The sequence below is a fragment of the Syntrophorhabdales bacterium genome, from assembly GCA_035541455.1.
Lineage (GTDB): Bacteria > Desulfobacterota > Syntrophorhabdia > Syntrophorhabdales > WCHB1-27 > JADGQN01.
This window is the reverse complement of the sequence record DATKNH010000095.1, coordinates 10,829-26,831: the sequence shown is the minus strand read 5'-3', so window position 1 is coordinate 26,831 and position 16,003 is coordinate 10,829. Positions and strand designations below refer to the sequence as shown.

The window sequence follows — 16,003 nt, the reverse complement described above, 5'->3', positions numbered from 1 at the left end:
GTGGTTGCTATCGTGCGATTCTGCAACACGCCTATGTCAAGGCTCGTACCACCCATGTCATACGTAACAACGTTATCGAAACCGCAAAGTTCCGCAAGAAAACGGCCACACAGCGCTCCGGTCGCGAGCCCCGAGCCGATCACGGTTCCCGGGTTCTCCAATGCCAGATCGGCTGTGGTCACATCGCCAAGACCCGTGCTGAGCAGCAGGGCCCCCTTGAACTTGGCCTCTTTCAACTGTTCTTTCAGGTTCTGCACGAACCGGCTGAGCAGCGGTTTGACGTACGCTGCGTAGGTTGCCGTACTCGCGCGGTCGTATTCGATCCAGCGCCTTAAGATACGCGAGGAGACGACTACGTTCGGGTAATCTGCCTTTATGATTTCGGCTGCCTGTTCCTCGTGGATCGGGTTTACGTACGAGTGCAGGAAGCATACGACTGGCACTTCCACACCCTGGGCCTTTGCCTGCTTTACTGCTTTACGCACGTCGCTTTCCTTGAGCGGTTTCACAACTGTCCCGTCATATTGAACGCGCTCATCAACCCCGAAGCGCAAGTATCTGGGGATCAGGACTTTCGGCATCGGCACTTTCAAGTTATAAATATCCGTCTTGGGTATGGTGCGCCCGAGCTCGAACACATCTCTGAACCCCTTGGTGTGGATGAGGCAGCACTTGGCGCCTTTGCCTTCCAGGATGCAATTGGTGGGAAGCGTTGTGCCTATTGTTACCGATGACGTGCTGCGGAGCAGCTCCTCCAGCGTCATCGCGCGCTCCTCTGCAAGGCGTGTGATACAGTTAAGTATACTCCTTGCCGGATCCGCAGGCTGGGTCTCAGCCTTGGCCACACTTATGTTCTGCTTGTCGTCGATCAGAACGCCATCCGTGAACGTTCCACCTGTGTCGATCATTATTTCAAACATGGTACCCTCCTTTGCGTGTTCAGAGCGGCCTTCTCCTTAACAGTTGCTCCATACAACTATATAGTTGTCTTATACAACTGTTGTTTAAAGCTTGTCAAGCATTTTTGTAGGCAAACGCGTGGAAGCTGAAGGACGACCTCTTGACTCCCCGAAGCAGATATGGTTGTATGTTACAACCAAATGGCACGTCCACCAAAATATACGCTCCACGAATCGTTGGGGTACCTTGCCTACGAAGCAGCGGGCGCTATACGAAAGCAAATAGGGCGGGAGCTTGCGCGGAAGAAGTATCCTATAAAGGCAGAGCAGTTCGCTGCCCTCGTATATATCTGGGACGAAGATGGTCAACCGCAGCGCGCTCTTGCTGAGAAGCTTTACAGAGATAAGACTACCGTGGCACGTCTCGTGTCCGGCATTGAATCACTGGGGCTCATTGAACGCAGGGCTGGAACCGAGGATGCCCGCGAGAAACGGGTGTTTCTGACCGCTTCCGGCAAGAAGCTCATGACCGAGGTAACGCAACTTGTTCAGGATATTTTAGAGCGCGTGCAAAAAGGGATAGATCGACGGGAGATAGAAATCTGCAAGGATGTCCTGAGGCACGTGCGCAAGAACCTGCCGTGATACCGTCCAGGTCCTGACTCTGAATCAGATCTGGCGATCCCAGAACAGGGACGGGAGTAGATCCACGAGTTCTTGTCCGCACTTTGATTAGCTCGCCGGAAGGAAACGGTGAGGCTGAAGAAGAACAGAAATTAAAATGCCGAAGGCGGGACTTGAACCCGCACGGGTCTCCCCGCCACCCCCTCAAGATGGTGTGTCTACCACTTCCACCACTTCGGCATATACTATCAGTGGGGGCTCGCGTCGCCCTCCCTCTCGGTCGCCGTGCTCTCACCCGATAGATTCCTGAATGAACCTATTTCCCTGGTGCGGGCGCTTGCGCAGGAGGAGCAGTTGGAGCCTTGGCCGGCAGCCTCTCCTCAGTCTGGCTTGCCGGGGCTCTCACCACGTACTCCCTGTGACTGTAAAAATAGGCGAGCAGCAGGCTTGTCAGCATGAAGATAACCACAGCGGCGGTCGTAATCTTGGTCATAAAGCCTGTCGTGCCTGAGCTTCCGAAGAGTGTCTGGCTTGCCCCGGAACCGAACGCCGCCCCGATTTCCGACCCCCTGCCGGTCTGCAGGAGCACCACAAAAATCAAGGCTATTGAAACGAGAAAGTGTATTATTGCAATGACAGTCAGCATTTTTCTTTATCCCTGTGTCGCAGCAGCGGCCTTTATTATACCCAGAAAGTTGTCTGACTTCAAGGAGGCGCCGCCCACCAGCGCTCCGTCTATGTCTTCCATCCCGATCAGGTCGCCAATGTTATCCTTCGTGACGCTGCCTCCATAGAGAATCGGCAGAGCGTCAGCCTCTTCCCTGTATGTGCTTTTTAATAGAGTGCGGATAAAAGCGTGCACTTCCTCGGCTTCCCCGGGAGTAGCGTTCTTTCCTGTCCCGATTGCCCAGACAGGTTCATACGCGATTACAATGCCTTTCAGGCTCTCAATAGCGTAAAGACCTTTGCGCACTTGCGATCCCACGACGAATTCTGTGACGCCCTTTTCCCGCTCCTCTTCTGTCTCTCCGACACAGAGAATCGGTGTGAGTCCAACGCCCAATGCCTTCCTCACCTTGGCATTGACCCCTTCGTCAGTTTCGTGGAAATACTTCCTGCGCTCCGAATGGCCGATGATCACGTACTCGCATCCAACGTCCAGGAGCATTCCGGGAGCAACTTCACCGGTATACGCACCCTTCTCTTCGTAAAAGACGTTCTGAGCAGCCAGTTTTACATGGGATCCCCTGACCACGTCGGCAACAGCCGCAAGCGCAGTGAAGACCGGAGCAACTACAACGGTGCCGCCCTTAAGTCCGGCGCTCCCCTCTTTGACGCTTGAGGCGAGAGCCACCGCTTCTTTGACCGTATTATGCATCTTCCAATTGCCCGCTACCATCCACGGCCTCAAGCTCCACCTCCGCGCCTTTCAAGCGCTTCTATCGCCGGCATCGGCTTGCCTTCGAGCAATTCAAGGAATGCTCCACCGCCTGTCGATATATACGATATTCTGTTGGCCACTCCAGCCTGGTGCACGGCGGTATCCGTATCACCGCCTCCAACGATCGTAAGTGCATCGGTGGCCGCCACGGAAGCCGCCAGAGCGAATGTCCCCGTGCGGAAGGGGGCTACTTCAAACATACCCATCGGGCCGTTCCAGACTATCGTTTTTGCATCTTGCAAAGCTTCCGAGAAGAGAGTTGAAGTCGCCGGGCCGATATCGTAGCCTGCAAGCAGAGGAGGGATTTCCTCGACAGGCAACTGCTTGGTCGCTGCATCGGCTGACGGCTGCTCCGCCAGCACACAATCAACGGGAAGGTAGAATTTCACTTTCTTGGCCCTTGCTTTTTCGAGGATCTTCTTGGCGACGTCGAGCATATCTGTTTCGCAAAGGGATTTTCCTACCTCGTAGCCGAGAGCTTTCAGGAAGGTGAAGGCCATACCACCGCCGACAATCAATTTGTCTACCCTATCGATCAGTTTCTCCAGGACGCCGATTTTGTCTGATACCTTCGCGCCGCCGATTATGGCCACCATCGGTCTAACCGGATTATCTGTGGCGCGCTTCAGGTAATCGAGTTCACTTTTGAGCAGCATTCCCACAGCGCACGTGCTGACAAACTCAGTAATACCCGCGTTAGATGCATGACCCCTGTGCGCCGTTGCGAAGGCGTCGTCAACATAGACGTCGCACAATTTCGCGAGTTCGCGGGAAAACTCTTTGTCGTTTTTCTCTTCTCCCGGATAAAACCTGAGATTCTCGAGGAGCAGCACATCTCCTTCCTTCATAGCAGCCACGGCACTTTGCACTTTTTCCCCGATGCAGTCATCCACGAACGTTACACCTTTGAAGAGAAGATCGCTCAATTTTTTTGCAACAGGCCTGAGTGTATATTTTTCGTTTCGTTTTCCTTTTGGCCGTCCGAGGTGCGAGGCGAGGATGGCTTTCCCGCGTTTCTCGGTTATGTAAGCGATAGTCGGCAGATGAGCACGGATCCGCGTATCATCCGTTATATTGCCTTGATCGTCAGTAGGCACGTTGAAGTCAACGCGCACAAACACCCTCTTTCCCTTCAAATCAAGCTCTTCCAGTGTCTTCATGGTTTACCTCACGACGTAGGCAAGGGTCTCGGCCATCCTTGTGGAAAAGCCCCACTCGTTATCGTACCAGGAAAGCACTTTGACCATCTTTCCGGCCATGACATTGGTAGTAGGGAGGTCGACATGCGAAGAGAAAGTGCTGCCGTTGAAATCGCATGATACCAGCTCTTCCTCGACAGCGCAAAGGATGCCCTTCATGGGTCCCTCAGCGTACCTTTTAAATGCACTGTTCACCTCGTCTTTTGTCGTGGCCTTGGACACGTTTACTACGAGATCAACCACAGAGACATTCGGCGTGGGGACTCTTATAGCCAGACCATCAAGCTTTCCTTTCATCTCCGGTATTACCTCGCCGATAGCCCTGGCAGCCCCGGTTGTTGTTGGTATCATCGACATGGCCGCGGCACGCGCCCGCCGCAAATCCCGGTGAGGGTAATCAAGAATGACCTGGTCATTGGTGTAGGAGTGAATGGTTGTCATAAGACCGTGCTCTATACCGAACTCTTTGTGAAGCACCTTGACGATAGGGGCCAGGCAGTTCGTAGTACATGACCCCATGGAGATGATATTGTGCTTTGCCTTATCGTACACCTCTTCATTCACGCCGAGGACAAATGACACGTCGGGATTCTTGGCTGGCGCAGAAACAACAACCTTGGCCGCTCCCGCTTTCAGGTGTTTCTCGCCCCCGACCCGGTCGGTAAAATGGCCCGTACTCTCCAGCGCAACGTCAACCTTCAGGTCTTTCCAGGGAAGCTTTTCCGGGTCCCGCTCGGCAAGTACTGTGACCTCCTTCCCATCGACTACCAGGCTACAATCCTTCCACCGCACATCAGACTCCATGGTGCCGTGTACTGAATCATACTTGAGCAGGTGGGCAAGAGTTTTCGCGTCGGTCAGGTCATTAACCGCCACGATTTCCAGGTCCTTGCTCTTTTGAGCGGCCCTGTACACAAGCCGGCCTATCCTGCCGAATCCGTTTATGGCAACTCTGATAGCCATGGGAACCTCCTTTTATATAATTTGTAAGGATCTTTTATATGCTGGAGCGGACTGTTCATTAATAAAGTAACGCTCAAACCCCATCCTGTCAAACGATTTCTTTGCGAGAAAGGGCAGTGAGACCTAGCAAGAGGTATTGAAATCCGGACAACAACGTCAGGCCTGCCACTGCGTAGAAAAAGTACAGCTGGAATTCTCTCGTAACCGACCAGAGCAAATATAATACTGTGACCATCTGAAGCACGGTTGTCGCTTTGCCGAGCAAACTGGGGGAAGGTACAACCCGAGAGGAAAAGAGATGCAGGAAGAGAAAACCACCTGCAACGACAAGGTCGCGCGACAGCACGATGGCAACAACCCAGTAAGGGACGATCTCCTGAAACCCGAGCACCAGGTACGAAGAGACAAGCATCACCTTATCCGCTATAGGATCGAGCCATGCGCCCAGGTCTGTCTTCTTGTGGAGTATCCTCGCAAGAAACCCGTCGAGGAGATCGCTCACCGCCTGGGCAACAAAGAGTACGAGCGCTTCCGTATAGCGCTGGTAGGTTACGGAAACAATAAAGAAGGCCGTCAGGCAGAGACGCAGGATGGAGAGTACATTCGGAAGATTCATTCTCTGTACAGGTTCCTGAATGTGGTGTACTTGTCCAGAAAAGCCACCTCGATATCTCCGGTAGGCCCGTTTCTTTGCTTGCCGATGATAATCTCCGCCACACCTTTCAGCGGGTTGTCAGGGCTCTTGTTGTATACTTCGTCCCTGTATATAAAAATTATGAGATCTGCGTCCTGCTCGATGGCGCCCGATTCCCGCAGATCTGCAAGCCTCGGCTTCTTGTCTTCTCTCTGTTCGACCATACGGTTGAGCTGCGAAATGGCAATGACGGGTATATTCAGCTCCTTTGCCAGCGCTTTCAGGAATCTCGAAATTTCCGATATTTCCTGCTCGCGCCGATCGCCGCCGGTATTGCTCCTGCCCCGCATCAGTTGCAGATAGTCTATGACGAGAAGGCTCAGATCGTGTTCCTTTTTTAACCGTCTTGCCCGCGCGCGTAACTCCAGGATGCTGAGGCCTGGCGAATCATCGATAAATATGGGAGCCTTATAGAGCGTATCCGCGGCCTGCGCGAGCTTGGGCCACTCGCCGCCGGAAAGGGCCCCGGTCCGGAGCTTCGAAAACTCTACTTCTGACTCAGAGCTCAGGAGTCTCATTACGAGCTGCTCTTTTGACATCTCCATTGAAAATACACCCACTGGAGCGGCACCGCCGTCAGCGAGTGCAACGTTCTGCGCAATGTTGAGACAGAAGGCTGTCTTGCCCATACTGGGCCTTCCCGCAACAATGATCAGGTCTGACGGCTGAAGTCCACTGGTCATCTTATCAAGTTCAACAAAACCGGTAGCCAACCCGGTGACCGTCTGCTTCTTCTGAAAGAGCCTTTCGATGGTCTTGACGTTCTCCATCACAAGGTCTTTGACAGGATAGAAAGAAGGCTTGAATTTCTTTTCTGAAATCTGAAAAATCATTTTTTCGGCATCGTCAACATACCCGTCAATATTGGTCTCTACCTCATAGCCTCTCTCAATGATCTCCGTGGAGACCTTCATGAGGCTTCTGAGCAGGGCCTTTTCCCGGACCATCTTGGCATACTGGGTTATATTGGCTGATGTCGGCATCAGGTCGACGAGGGTGTTGAGATAGGTGACGCCGCCGATTTTCTCGAGAATACCCTTGTCTTTTGCAGCACTACTCATGGTTACAATATCTATAGGCTCGCTTCTCTCGTAAAGATCAAGCATCAATTCAAAAATCTTCGCGTGATCATCTCTGTAGAAGTCATCAGATGCTACAACATCAACGACTTTGTTCATGGATTCCGGATCGACGAGGACTCCGGCAAGGAGCGACTGCTCGGCTTCGAGGTTTTGAGGAGGCACTCGCCCCCTCTTTTCCCCACTGTTTCTCGAAACTCTTGCCATCTATTCCTGGGGCTCGCGTCGCCCCCTCCCGCGGCAAAGCCGCCGGAGCCTCCCCTCCACCCTCCAGTCGCCTCGTGCCTGCGGGTACCCGGTCGCCGTGCTCGCTGAATAGATTCTCGCGGGCAATCCGACCCCGCAGAGGGGCACACTTTGAAGCGCAGATGAATGAATGCATTGTTTGCGCGAACGTGTATTGTTAGCCTCGTAGACTTGCACGTGGGAATCTATTCCTGTTCCACTTCAACCTTAACTTGCGCGCTTATGCCTTTGTCGAGATGGACGTCAATCGTATACGCGCCCGTCATCTTGATGGGTTCATCCAGCCTGACACTCTTCCTGTCGATCTCGATCCCCAGTGCCTGCTTTATCGCTTCGGCTAACTCTTTGACGGTAACAGATCCAAAGAGCTTACCATCGTGACCCGCTTTGTGCTTGATGGTGATCGAAGCTTCGTCCAGCCTCTGCTTGGTCGCCTCAGCTGTCTTCAACTCCCGGTCCTTGCGATCTATCAGTTTCTTCGCATGTTCCTGCAGATTCTTGAGATTACCTTTCGTCGCAGGTATCGCGAGGTGCCGAGGAATGAGGAAATTCCTCCCGAACCCTTCCTTCACTTCGTGTGTTTCACCTTTCTTCCCCACATTATCGATATTTTCGAGCAGTATGACCTTCATCACTTACACTCCTTCCCTAGTGAAACACAGTGGTGTAGGGCAAGAGAGCCGCCTGACGCGCCTTCTTTATCTCTTCCCTTAGCTTTCTCTGATGATTCGCACACGTTCCCGTCATCCGGCGGGGCATGATCTTTCCGCGCTCGGTAATGAAATGCTTAAGAAGCTTCGGATCCTTATAATCAATACGTATATTTTCGTCCTGACAGAACCGGCAAACTCTTCTTCTGACGTAAATTCTTTTTTTTCCACCTTCCGGCCTTGGCATCTACTCCTCCATCGCTAATATTTTACTTGCTCTCACCTTTAGGAGATTCCTGGATTGACTCTTTATCGCTGCAAGAGCGCCAGCCACAAGAACTCGTTTTCCGGTCCTGGTTGTGGCTTCAGAAAATGTTGGCTCTCCTGCAAAGACCACATCAATGCTGAAGCCCCCTTCCTCCACCCATATAGGAAAGGTGACAATCTTTTGCCCTTTTGGCGTGTACGATACCTGCGGGCTTGCGCCCACGCTCCCGGAGACAAAAATCTTGTTCACTAACTCTCACCTTCGGTGTCGCTAAAGAGCACTTGATCCGGCGGCTTCTCAAGCCCCTGCGATTTTTCATCGGCAACAACGAACATGTGTCTCAGAATGAGGTCCATGGTCCGGTAGAATTTCTCTAGGCCGACAACCGCACCCTGTTCCATATTAACAAGGTAGAAAAAGTAATGTCCTTTGTCTTTGCCTTTTATAGGGTAGGCGAGTTTCCTCACACCCCAATCATCGACCTTCACAATCTCAGCGCCGAATCGCTCTAGAGAGCCCTGTACCCTCTTCAGGACCTCTTCCTGCTCCTCAGGGGAACAGTCAGGGGCCACGATTACGATATTCTCATACAATCTCACGCTCAATCTCCTTTCGCGTAATCTGCTATAGCACTTTTGAGTACTTTAATTCTGACTTTTTCCGCCACTTCGATCGTCACTGCGTCGTCCGTGACGCCTGTTATTGTACCATACATGCCACCCGAAGTGACAACCTTATCGCCCTTTTTCAGGTTCTCGATAAACTGCTTGTGTGTCCTCGCCCTCTTCTGCTGAGGCCGTATCAGCAAAAAGTAAAACACGGCAAAGAGCAGGATCAGGGGCAGAAATGCCATGATCTGGCTGCTCTGTCCGCCGCCCGGTTGCATACCCATCGCATACGCCATGTTCATTGTTTAATCACCTCCTTTCCATCGCGACATGAAATCTTCATAGAACTGCTGGAACGTTCCGTCCGCTATCGACCGCCTTATATTCTGAAGAAACGTCATGTAAAAAAACAGATTATGGAGCGTATTGAGATAATAACTTGTCAGCTCATGCGACACAAATAAATGGCGCAAATAGGCCTTCGAGTAAGTTCGACAGGTATAGCAGGCACATCCGGCATCGATCGGCTGTTCATCATGCGCGTACCGGGCGTGTTTGATGTTAATCCTTCCCGTTGCCGTAAAGAGACTGCCGTTTCGCGCGTGACGTGTAGGGATGACACAGTCAAACATATCAATGCCGCGTTTCACGCCCTCAAGAATGTCCTCCGGAAAGCCAACTCCCATGAGGTACCGCGGCTTTTCTTTGGGCAGGTACTCGAGAACGACATCCGCCATCTGCCACATGAGACTCTTTGGCTCACCAACGCTGAAGCCGCCCATAGCATAGCCATCAAACCCGATCGCCATAAGATCAGTTGCTGAACGCCTCCTCAGCGCCTCGTAACTGCCTCCCTGGACAATCCCGAAAAGAAGAGAGTCGCTCTTTTTCTTTGCATCTTTGCCGCGTTCAGCCCACTTTGTGGTGAGATCGACCGAAGCCTCCGTGTATTCGTACGACGATGGATAGGGTACGCACTCATCGAAGCTCATACAGATGTCAGCACCTATGTTCTCCTGCACCTCGATTACTCTTTCCGGAGTCAGAAAATGTTTCGACCCGTCCACGTGCGATTGAAACGTCACTCCGTCCTGCTTTATCTCCCTCAACACTCCAAGGCTGAAAATCTGATACCCTCCACTGTCGGTAAGCACTCCGCGGTTCCAGCCGGCAAACTTATGAATACCCCCCATCTCCTTTATCAGCAGGTCGCCCGGCCTGAGATACAAGTGGTAGGCATTCGCCAGAATCATCTGCGCGCCCATCTCCCGCAGATCCCTGTGAATAGAGGCTTTAACCGTCCCCTGGGTACCGACCGGCATGAACACGGGGGTATCGATTACACCGTGAGCTGTCGCAAGCGCCCCAAGGCGGGCGCTCCCATCTTCTTTCAATACCTGCATGCTCATAGGATAAGCATGGCATCGCCGTAGCTGTAAAACCGGTACGAGAGCGCCAGTGCCTCCCTATAAGCTTTAAGAATATTTTCTTTGCCCGCAAATGCGGAAACGAGCAAGAGTGGTGTCGATCTGGGCACATGGAAGTTGGTAATAAGAGCGTCGACCGCAGCAAAGCAATAGTCTGGATAGATGAAGAGGTCCGTATAGCCCTGGAGCTTGCCGTTGTCAGAGCCACTTTCGTGGCCGTTGTTCGATCTGTTGCAGTCACCATTGCCCGCAACATCATGCATCCCAGCCGTACCATTGCAATTCTGTTCCAGCGTTTCAAGCGTCCTCACCGCACTCGTGCCAACCGCAAACACCCTCCCGCCTCTCCTCCTGCCGTCACGTATAAGCTCAGCTATTTCTCTCTTTACAGAGAAGTATTCACGGTGCATGCTATGCTCTTCAATATGCTCTTTCTTTACAAGGAAAAAGGTGCCCACGCCTATGTGGAGAGTAACCTTCGCGATGGTCACGCCCATGGCACTGATGACGTTAAGAAGTTCCGGCGTAAAATGAAGACCTGCAGTGGGAGCGGCGATCGAACCCAGACTCTCGGCGTACACTGTCTGGTATCGCTCGGCATCGAGCGCCTCTGCACCTTCCTCGCCTCGCTTGATGTAGTGGGGAAGCGGTGCAGTTCCATATCTCCCTATGACTTCATCAGCCGTCACGCCAACAAAATGAATCTGCCAGAAATCATCCCGACACGAAACCTGTGCCAGAGCGCTGCCTATCTGCACGTCAACCTTGTCCGCTGTTTTCTTAATCCCTTCAACGAGACAGGACCACGTGCATGCGTCAATTCTCTCGACCAGCAGTATGTGTACCAATCCACCGGTCTGCTTTCGGGCCTTAAGACGGGCAGGAATCACTCTGGTGTCATTCAGTACGAGTACATCGCCCTGCCGCAGATAGCGGTGTATGTCCCTGAAAAAGGAGTGTTCAATCGTACCATCGCACCTATTGAGCACGAGCAGACGAGATCCGGAGCGCTCCTTCTTGGGCACCTGCGCGATCAGTTGCTTGGGTAACTCGTAGTCAAACTCGTCGGTCCTCATTCCGATATGCCTCAACGTGTGCTCTTGGGGCTGGTCCGCGTGCCTGCAAACTGATTATTTCTAAATGTGCCGGTTGTACGGTCCCGAAGGCGAAGCTAATTTTATAGCAGATTGCGACCAGATAAGCAATCATTTTGGACATTTACATGGGCCAGCACGTCGCTTCTCCTACATCAGGCGATCCACAGCGGGTGTTTCCCTGTCTGTTTATTTGCTTCCCCGGCTTGTCTCTTCTTCGCGCTGAACAAACCAGAGGATTGTACCACTATTGACTTACCTCGCCGATTCTTTTATTATTACGTTGAGGCGGGCATAGCTCAGCTGGTAGAGTACAAGCTTCCCAAGCTTGGTGCCGCGGGTTCGATCCCCGTTGCCCGCTCCAGAACAGCGCAAACCGCAAACAACTGACTACCTTTGACGACCGAACAAACCGGAATAACGCAATCGCAGACTAGCTCTTCCGGCCGCGTTCCAGTTCCTTCAATCTTAATTCAAGTAGGGCGTACCTCTGGACAAGCTCCTTGTTCGTCTCTTTTATTCTTGAGATAACAATGGAGTAGTGCATAAGCACTGAAATCAAAAAAATAAAAATGATGACAACGACGGCGGAGACATAAAAGAGACCTGTAAGGGTACTTAGTAAACCGACAAGCCCGGGCCACAGAGAAAGCAGCGCTATGGCGAGCGACATGGAAAGCCACAGAATAGCATACTCCTCCCGCAGGTGGCGTTTCCGGATGAACTCGATAGTGAAAAGAAAAAAAATGATGGCAAGAATTCCGATCAGCAACTGGTTTTGCGCCATAGGATGCCCCTAGAAGACCCTGAATAAATCAATCGTCATGGCAAGCAGCACTTTTACCATGTAATAGGCGGCGCGGAAAGGAGTGATCGATGAGATGCCGTGCTGCCGGTCTTTCATCGTGATCGGCACTTCCACCACTCTGAATTTCTTTTTGTGAGCAAAGAGCAGTGACTCAGGCTCAGGGTAGTCCTGAGGATACTCTTTCGCGAAGAAGCTCATTGCGCGCCTGTTGATTGCCCTGAACCCGCTCGTCGTGTCTTTCACCCGCATGCCGCAGGTGATTCTCAGAAAGATTGAGATGATCTTGATGCCGAGCGCTCTCATGAACGCCACCCGGTACTCTGTTCGCCCGACAAAGCGAGAACCGATTACCATGTCGCAGTCATTCACAAAAAGCGGCTCCACTACCTTCACAATTTCTGCCGGCGGATGCTGGCCGTCTCCGTCCACCTGGATGCAGGCATCATAGCCGTGCATCAGGGCGTACTTGAAACCTGTCTGCACTGCACCCCCGATGCCCAGATTGTAAGGCAGTTCTATAACTGTAGCACCAGCCGCCTCAGCGCTCTGCGCTGTGCGGTCCATGGAACTGTCGTTGATAACCACGGCGTCAAAATCCTGACCCAGGGCTTTAACACCCCTGACTACCTCACCGACCGTTTGTTCTTCATTGTACGCGGGGATAATAACGGCAATACGTTTGTTCATTGTGAGGAATGCTGGGGGACTAGGATTCGAACCTAGATATCAAGATCCAGAGTCTTGGGTCCTGCCGTTAGACGATCCCCCAAAAATGGATCTACGCCTCTGTTCCCTCAGGCTCTGCTTGCTTGACCTTTCTACCTCGTGGTTTTTTGTCGCCCGCCTCTGTTCCTGCTTCTTTGTCTTTAGTCTTCTTCGCCTTCTTTTCCTTCTTCGGCTTTTCCTCTTTGGCTTTTGTCTCTTTCTGCTTTGCTTCTTTCGTCTTTCTTTCGGCCTTGGGCCCTTTCCCCTTCGCCTTTTTTCCCTCGTCCTTCTTCTCTTTCTCTTCTTCTTTCCTCAGCGTCAGCTCTATAATCGCCATTGGAGCGGCATCGCCTTTTCTTCTGCCTATCTTGACGACTCTGGTGTATCCGCCGTTAATGTCCGTGTAGCGCTGACCAATCTCCACAAAGAGCTTCTTGACCATCTCCTTGTTGCGGAGGAATGCGAAGGCAAGCCGCATCGCGTGATTGTTGTTCTTCTTAGCGAGCGTAATGAGTCGTTCCGCCACTCGTCGCAACTCCATGGCCTTCGGCTGGGTTGTCCTGATACGTTCGTGTTGGAACAGCGCGTTAGCAAGGTTCATGAACAGCGCCCTCCGGTGGCTCGCTGTCATGTTCAATTTCGTTCCTGATTTCAGATGCCTCATGGATACACCACCCTCTAAACCTGATCTTTCCTCTTCACAACCATTTTATCGAGTGTTTCCCGAGAGGGAAAACTCTCAACCTTCGTCCCCAGTCGTAAGCCCATACAGGAGAGTATCTCCTTGATCTCGTTCAATGACTTGCGCCCGAAATTCTTAGTCATGAGGATCTCCTGCTCAGTCTTCTGCACGAGTTCCCCAATGTATTTTATATCGGCGTTCTTGAGACAGTTGGCAGACCGAACTGACAGTTCCAGCTCATCGACGCTCTTATAGAGGTTGTCGCTGAATTCCTGTTGATCAGCAACCCTGCCACCCCGTTCTTCGAAATCTTCATCTTCCTCGAAGTTTATGAAAATGCGCATCTGATCCCGGACAATTTTTGCAGCGAACGCAAGCGCGTCGAGTGCGGGGACGCTACCATTCGTTGCAATTTCCATGGTCAGCTTGTCGTAGTCGGTCCTGTGACCTACTCGCGCCGGGGTTACGTTGTAGCTCACCTTTTTGATAGGTGAATAGATCGCGTCGATGGGTATTGTGCCGATGGGATCGTCCTCTTCAAGATTTCTCTCTGAGGGCACATATCCCCGTCCGACCTTTGCCTTCATTTCCATATAGAGCTTGGCCTCTTCGCCCAGCGTCGCTATAGGAAGGTCAGGGTTGACGATCTCGACACCAGCCTCATGGATAATATCGCCCGCCGTCACTACCCCCTCACCCTTCTTTTCGATCCTCAGCATCCTGGGTTTGTCATCGTTCATGCGCAGGACTACTTTCTTCAGGTTGAGAATGATCTCTGTCACATCCTCTTTGACGCCTCTGATCGTCGAGAATTCGTGGTCAACGCCTTCAATCTTTACCGTTGTAATAGCCGCTCCCATGATAGAGGATAAAAGGACCCGCCGCAGCGAGTTGCCGATAGTGATTCCGTATCCGCGCTCAAAAGGTTCAGCGGAAAAACTCACATGGTCCGTAGTACAGCTTTCTCTTTCTATATCGAGTTTTGTTGGTTTGATCAGTTCCTGCCAATTCTGTTCGAACATATAATCTCCTCCTTAACGGGGAAAGGAACTATCGCGAGTAGTACTCGACTATGAGCTGCTCCTTTATCGGCAACGTAATGTCTTCGCGGTTCGGGAGCAGTTTCACCTTACCCTTCGCGCCCTCCTTGTCCAGCTCCAGCCAGGAGGGAATTCCTCTTCGAACAACTGATTCAAGCGCGTTTTTTACTGGCGGGAGATCCTTGTCGGCCACTTCTATTTCGTCACCCTCTTTCACCAGAAACGAAGGGACATTGACTTTCTTGCCATTCACTTTGATGTGTCGGTGCGAGACAAGCTGACGGCCTTCCGCCCTTGAACCGGCAAAACCAAAGCGATAGACCATGTTGTCAAGGCGTCGCTCCAGAAGCACCAAGAGGTTCGTACCTGTGATCCCGCCCATCCGCTCTGCCATCTCGAAAAACCTCTTGAACTGGGTTTCCGTAAGGCCATACATCTTTCTCACACGCTGTTTCTCCCGAAGCCGGACGCCGTACTCCGTCACCTTCGTTCTTGTTTCTACGTGCACACCCGGCGGGTAGTTCCTTTTTTCAATCTCACATTTTTCCGTGTAGCAACGCTCTGACTTCAGGAATAGCTTCATGCCTTCCCTTCTACACAGCTTACATGATGGTCCAGTATATCGTGCCAAGATTTCCTCCCTAAACTCTTCTTCTCTTCGGGGGCCTGCACCCGTTGTGGGGTATCGGCGTCACATCCCTGATCAGGTGAATTTTAAGACCAGCGCTCTGGATAGCCCGAAGCGCCGCCTCACGTCCTGCACCAGGGCCTTTTATATACACGTCAACCGTTCTCATGCCGTTTTCGATAGCCTTCTTTGCAGCGTTCTCTGCGGCAAGCTGAGCAGCAAAAGGCGTACTCTTACGAGATCCCTTGAAACCGGCCACACCTCCGCTGGACCAGGCAACCACGTTGCCCTGCGGATCGGAGATACTGATAATCGTGTTGTTGAAACTTGATTGGATGTGGACCGCACCTATGGGAATGTTCTTCTTGATCTTCTTCTTACCGCTCCGTTTGACCTTTGCCATTCTGCCCCCTTAATTCTTCCTCTTCATGTTCCTAGCTTCGATTACTCGCACTCATTTTTTGCGTTTCATGGAGGTCTTTCTAGGACCCTTCCTCGTCCTGGAGTTTGTGCGTGTTCTCTGGCCGCGCACCGGCAGACTCCTTCTATGTCTCAGGCCCCTGTAACACCCAATGTCCATGAGCCGCTTTATGTTCATGGTCATTTCTTTTCGGAGGTCGCCTTCAACCTTAAGGTTCCGCTCGATGATCTCCCTTATCTTTGCTACTTCCTCATCGCTAAGGGCATTTGTCCGCTTGTTGACATCTATGCCCGCCTCAGCGAGTATCTTTTTCGAGAGCGGCCGACCTATACCATAGACATAAGTCAGTGCCACCTCAATCCTCTTGTCCCTTGGAATATCAACACCAGCAATACGCGCCAACGTGTCCCTCCTTAGCCCTGTCTCTGCTTATGCTTGGGGTTCTCACAAATCACCCTGACTACCCCTTTTCTCTTGACGATCTTGCATTTTTCACATCTTTTCTGCACAGAAGGTTTGACCTTCAT

22 protein-coding genes, 3 tRNA genes and 1 pseudogene are annotated in these 16,003 nt (G+C 52.0%); 2 read left to right on the top strand and 24 right to left on the bottom strand.

Annotated features, from left to right (window positions below; all coding sequences use genetic code 11):
- Positions 1-920: hydantoinase/oxoprolinase family protein (locus VMT71_10160; protein HVN24321.1), on the bottom strand; the 920-nt coding region annotated here is incomplete at its 3' end.
- Between the two features lie 180 nt (positions 921-1,100).
- Here VMT71_10160 and VMT71_10155 point away from each other — a divergent pair.
- On the top strand, positions 1,101-1,544 hold the full coding sequence (locus tag VMT71_10155; protein ID HVN24320.1) for a MarR family transcriptional regulator: 444 nt from the start codon (positions 1,101-1,103) through the stop codon (positions 1,542-1,544).
- A gap of 137 nt (positions 1,545-1,681) precedes the next feature.
- Here VMT71_10155 and VMT71_10150 read toward each other — a convergent pair.
- From VMT71_10150 to queA, 14 genes are all read right to left on the bottom strand, one after another.
- Positions 1,682-1,763 (bottom strand) — tRNA-Leu (locus tag VMT71_10150).
- 76 nt (positions 1,764-1,839) lie between these two features.
- On the bottom strand, positions 1,840-2,169 hold the full coding sequence (secG, locus tag VMT71_10145) for a preprotein translocase subunit SecG (GenBank protein HVN24319.1): 330 nt from the start codon (positions 2,167-2,169) through the stop codon (positions 1,840-1,842).
- A 6-nt stretch (positions 2,170-2,175) separates the two neighbouring features.
- On the bottom strand, positions 2,176-2,934 hold the full coding sequence (gene tpiA, locus VMT71_10140) for a triose-phosphate isomerase (GenBank protein ID HVN24318.1): 759 nt from the start codon (positions 2,932-2,934) through the stop codon (positions 2,176-2,178).
- The gene (locus VMT71_10135; GenBank protein ID HVN24317.1) at positions 2,931-4,124 is read right to left on the bottom strand and encodes a phosphoglycerate kinase; all 1,194 of its coding nucleotides are present in this window, start codon (positions 4,122-4,124) and stop codon (positions 2,931-2,933) included. Before VMT71_10135 ends, tpiA begins: the two co-directional genes overlap by 4 nt.
- A 3-nt stretch (positions 4,125-4,127) precedes the next feature.
- Entirely contained in the window at positions 4,128-5,126 is a 999-nt protein-coding gene (gene gap, locus VMT71_10130; protein HVN24316.1) for a type I glyceraldehyde-3-phosphate dehydrogenase, read from the bottom strand.
- An 88-nt stretch (positions 5,127-5,214) separates the two neighbouring features.
- On the bottom strand, positions 5,215-5,742 hold the full coding sequence (pgsA, locus tag VMT71_10125) for a CDP-diacylglycerol--glycerol-3-phosphate 3-phosphatidyltransferase (protein ID HVN24315.1): 528 nt from the start codon (positions 5,740-5,742) through the stop codon (positions 5,215-5,217).
- Positions 5,739-7,106, bottom strand: a complete 1,368-nt coding sequence (gene dnaB / locus VMT71_10120; GenBank protein HVN24314.1) for a replicative DNA helicase — start codon at positions 7,104-7,106, stop codon at positions 5,739-5,741. Before dnaB ends, pgsA begins: the two co-directional genes overlap by 4 nt.
- Positions 7,107-7,330: 224 nt before the next feature.
- Complete coding sequence (gene rplI / locus VMT71_10115) at positions 7,331-7,777, bottom strand: 50S ribosomal protein L9 (GenBank protein HVN24313.1); 447 nt, start codon at positions 7,775-7,777, stop codon at positions 7,331-7,333.
- A 16-nt stretch (positions 7,778-7,793) separates the two neighbouring features.
- Positions 7,794-8,042, bottom strand: a complete 249-nt coding sequence (gene rpsR, locus VMT71_10110; protein ID HVN24312.1) for a 30S ribosomal protein S18 — start codon at positions 8,040-8,042, stop codon at positions 7,794-7,796.
- Entirely contained in the window at positions 8,043-8,312 is a 270-nt protein-coding gene (locus VMT71_10105) for a single-stranded DNA-binding protein (GenBank protein ID HVN24311.1), read from the bottom strand.
- The gene (gene rpsF / locus VMT71_10100) at positions 8,312-8,662 is read right to left on the bottom strand and encodes a 30S ribosomal protein S6 (GenBank protein ID HVN24310.1); all 351 of its coding nucleotides are present in this window, start codon (positions 8,660-8,662) and stop codon (positions 8,312-8,314) included. The genes VMT71_10105 and rpsF overlap by 1 nt, the downstream gene beginning before the upstream one ends.
- Positions 8,663-8,664: 2 nt before the next feature.
- Positions 8,665-8,973 carry a preprotein translocase subunit YajC gene (yajC, locus tag VMT71_10095; GenBank protein HVN24309.1) on the bottom strand — a complete coding sequence of 103 codons (309 nt, stop codon included), beginning with the start codon at positions 8,971-8,973 and terminating at the stop codon, positions 8,665-8,667.
- A gap of 3 nt (positions 8,974-8,976) precedes the next feature.
- Positions 8,977-10,065 carry a tRNA guanosine(34) transglycosylase Tgt gene (gene tgt, locus VMT71_10090; protein HVN24308.1) on the bottom strand — a complete coding sequence of 363 codons (1,089 nt, stop codon included), beginning with the start codon at positions 10,063-10,065 and terminating at the stop codon, positions 8,977-8,979.
- Positions 10,066-10,076: 11 nt separating this feature from the next.
- Positions 10,077-11,174, bottom strand: a complete 1,098-nt coding sequence (gene queA, locus VMT71_10085) for a tRNA preQ1(34) S-adenosylmethionine ribosyltransferase-isomerase QueA (GenBank protein HVN24307.1) — start codon at positions 11,172-11,174, stop codon at positions 10,077-10,079.
- Between the two features lie 306 nt (positions 11,175-11,480).
- On the opposite strand from queA, the gene VMT71_10080 reads away from it, so the two are divergent.
- A tRNA-Gly gene (locus VMT71_10080) sits at positions 11,481-11,556 on the top strand.
- Between the two features lie 69 nt (positions 11,557-11,625).
- Here VMT71_10080 and VMT71_10075 read toward each other — a convergent pair.
- From VMT71_10075 to rpmJ, 9 genes and pseudogenes are all read right to left on the bottom strand, one after another.
- Complete coding sequence (locus tag VMT71_10075; protein HVN24306.1) at positions 11,626-11,979, bottom strand: DUF2304 domain-containing protein; 354 nt, start codon at positions 11,977-11,979, stop codon at positions 11,626-11,628.
- Between the two features lie 9 nt (positions 11,980-11,988).
- Positions 11,989-12,687, bottom strand: coding sequence for a glycosyltransferase family 2 protein (locus VMT71_10070; protein ID HVN24305.1), 699 nt, complete (start codon positions 12,685-12,687; stop codon positions 11,989-11,991).
- 11 nt (positions 12,688-12,698) lie between these two features.
- Positions 12,699-12,769: transfer RNA gene (locus VMT71_10065), tRNA-Gln, on the bottom strand.
- A 255-nt stretch (positions 12,770-13,024) separates the two neighbouring features.
- Positions 13,025-13,369, bottom strand: a pseudogene (rplQ, locus tag VMT71_10060) (50S ribosomal protein L17).
- A gap of 14 nt (positions 13,370-13,383) precedes the next feature.
- Complete coding sequence (locus VMT71_10055) at positions 13,384-14,409, bottom strand: DNA-directed RNA polymerase subunit alpha (GenBank protein HVN24304.1); 1,026 nt, start codon at positions 14,407-14,409, stop codon at positions 13,384-13,386.
- Positions 14,410-14,437: 28 nt separating this feature from the next.
- Entirely contained in the window at positions 14,438-15,058 is a 621-nt protein-coding gene (gene rpsD / locus VMT71_10050; protein HVN24303.1) for a 30S ribosomal protein S4, read from the bottom strand.
- Positions 15,059-15,068: 10 nt separating this feature from the next.
- Positions 15,069-15,458: a 30S ribosomal protein S11 gene (gene rpsK / locus VMT71_10045; protein HVN24302.1), complete on the bottom strand. Its 390-nt coding sequence runs from the start codon at positions 15,456-15,458 to the stop codon at positions 15,069-15,071.
- A 51-nt stretch (positions 15,459-15,509) separates the two neighbouring features.
- Entirely contained in the window at positions 15,510-15,878 is a 369-nt protein-coding gene (rpsM, locus tag VMT71_10040) for a 30S ribosomal protein S13 (GenBank protein ID HVN24301.1), read from the bottom strand.
- 11 nt (positions 15,879-15,889) lie between these two features.
- The gene (gene rpmJ, locus VMT71_10035; GenBank protein HVN24300.1) at positions 15,890-16,003 is read right to left on the bottom strand and encodes a 50S ribosomal protein L36; all 114 of its coding nucleotides are present in this window, start codon (positions 16,001-16,003) and stop codon (positions 15,890-15,892) included.

What these genes read in the sequence shown, in the direction of transcription:
- VMT71_10075 (HVN24306.1), bottom strand. Translation starts at nt 11,979, where the DNA reads ATGGCGCAAAACCAGTTGCTGATCGGAATTCTTGCCATCATTTTTTTT.
- secG (HVN24319.1), bottom strand. Translation starts at nt 2,169, where the DNA reads ATGCTGACTGTCATTGCAATAATACACTTTCTCGTTTCAATAGCCTTG.
- VMT71_10135 (HVN24317.1), bottom strand. Translation starts at nt 4,124, where the DNA reads ATGAAGACACTGGAAGAGCTTGATTTGAAGGGAAAGAGGGTGTTTGTG.
- rplI (HVN24313.1), bottom strand. Translation starts at nt 7,777, where the DNA reads ATGAAGGTCATACTGCTCGAAAATATCGATAATGTGGGGAAGAAAGGT.
- rpsR (HVN24312.1), bottom strand. Translation starts at nt 8,042, where the DNA reads ATGCCAAGGCCGGAAGGTGGAAAAAAAAGAATTTACGTCAGAAGAAGA.
- pgsA (HVN24315.1), bottom strand. Translation starts at nt 5,742, where the DNA reads ATGAATCTTCCGAATGTACTCTCCATCCTGCGTCTCTGCCTGACGGCC.
- VMT71_10055 (HVN24304.1), bottom strand. Translation starts at nt 14,409, where the DNA reads ATGTTCGAACAGAATTGGCAGGAACTGATCAAACCAACAAAACTCGAT.
- rpmJ (HVN24300.1), bottom strand. Translation starts at nt 16,003, where the DNA reads ATGAAGGTCAAACCTTCTGTGCAGAAAAGATGTGAAAAATGCAAGATC.
- gap (HVN24316.1), bottom strand. Translation starts at nt 5,126, where the DNA reads ATGGCTATCAGAGTTGCCATAAACGGATTCGGCAGGATAGGCCGGCTT.
- dnaB (HVN24314.1), bottom strand. Translation starts at nt 7,106, where the DNA reads ATGGCAAGAGTTTCGAGAAACAGTGGGGAAAAGAGGGGGCGAGTGCCT.
- VMT71_10070 (HVN24305.1), bottom strand. Translation starts at nt 12,687, where the DNA reads ATGAACAAACGTATTGCCGTTATTATCCCCGCGTACAATGAAGAACAA.
- VMT71_10155 (HVN24320.1), top strand. Translation starts at nt 1,101, where the DNA reads ATGGCACGTCCACCAAAATATACGCTCCACGAATCGTTGGGGTACCTT.
- yajC (HVN24309.1), bottom strand. Translation starts at nt 8,973, where the DNA reads ATGAACATGGCGTATGCGATGGGTATGCAACCGGGCGGCGGACAGAGC.
- queA (HVN24307.1), bottom strand. Translation starts at nt 11,174, where the DNA reads ATGAGGACCGACGAGTTTGACTACGAGTTACCCAAGCAACTGATCGCG.
- rpsK (HVN24302.1), bottom strand. Translation starts at nt 15,458, where the DNA reads ATGGCAAAGGTCAAACGGAGCGGTAAGAAGAAGATCAAGAAGAACATT.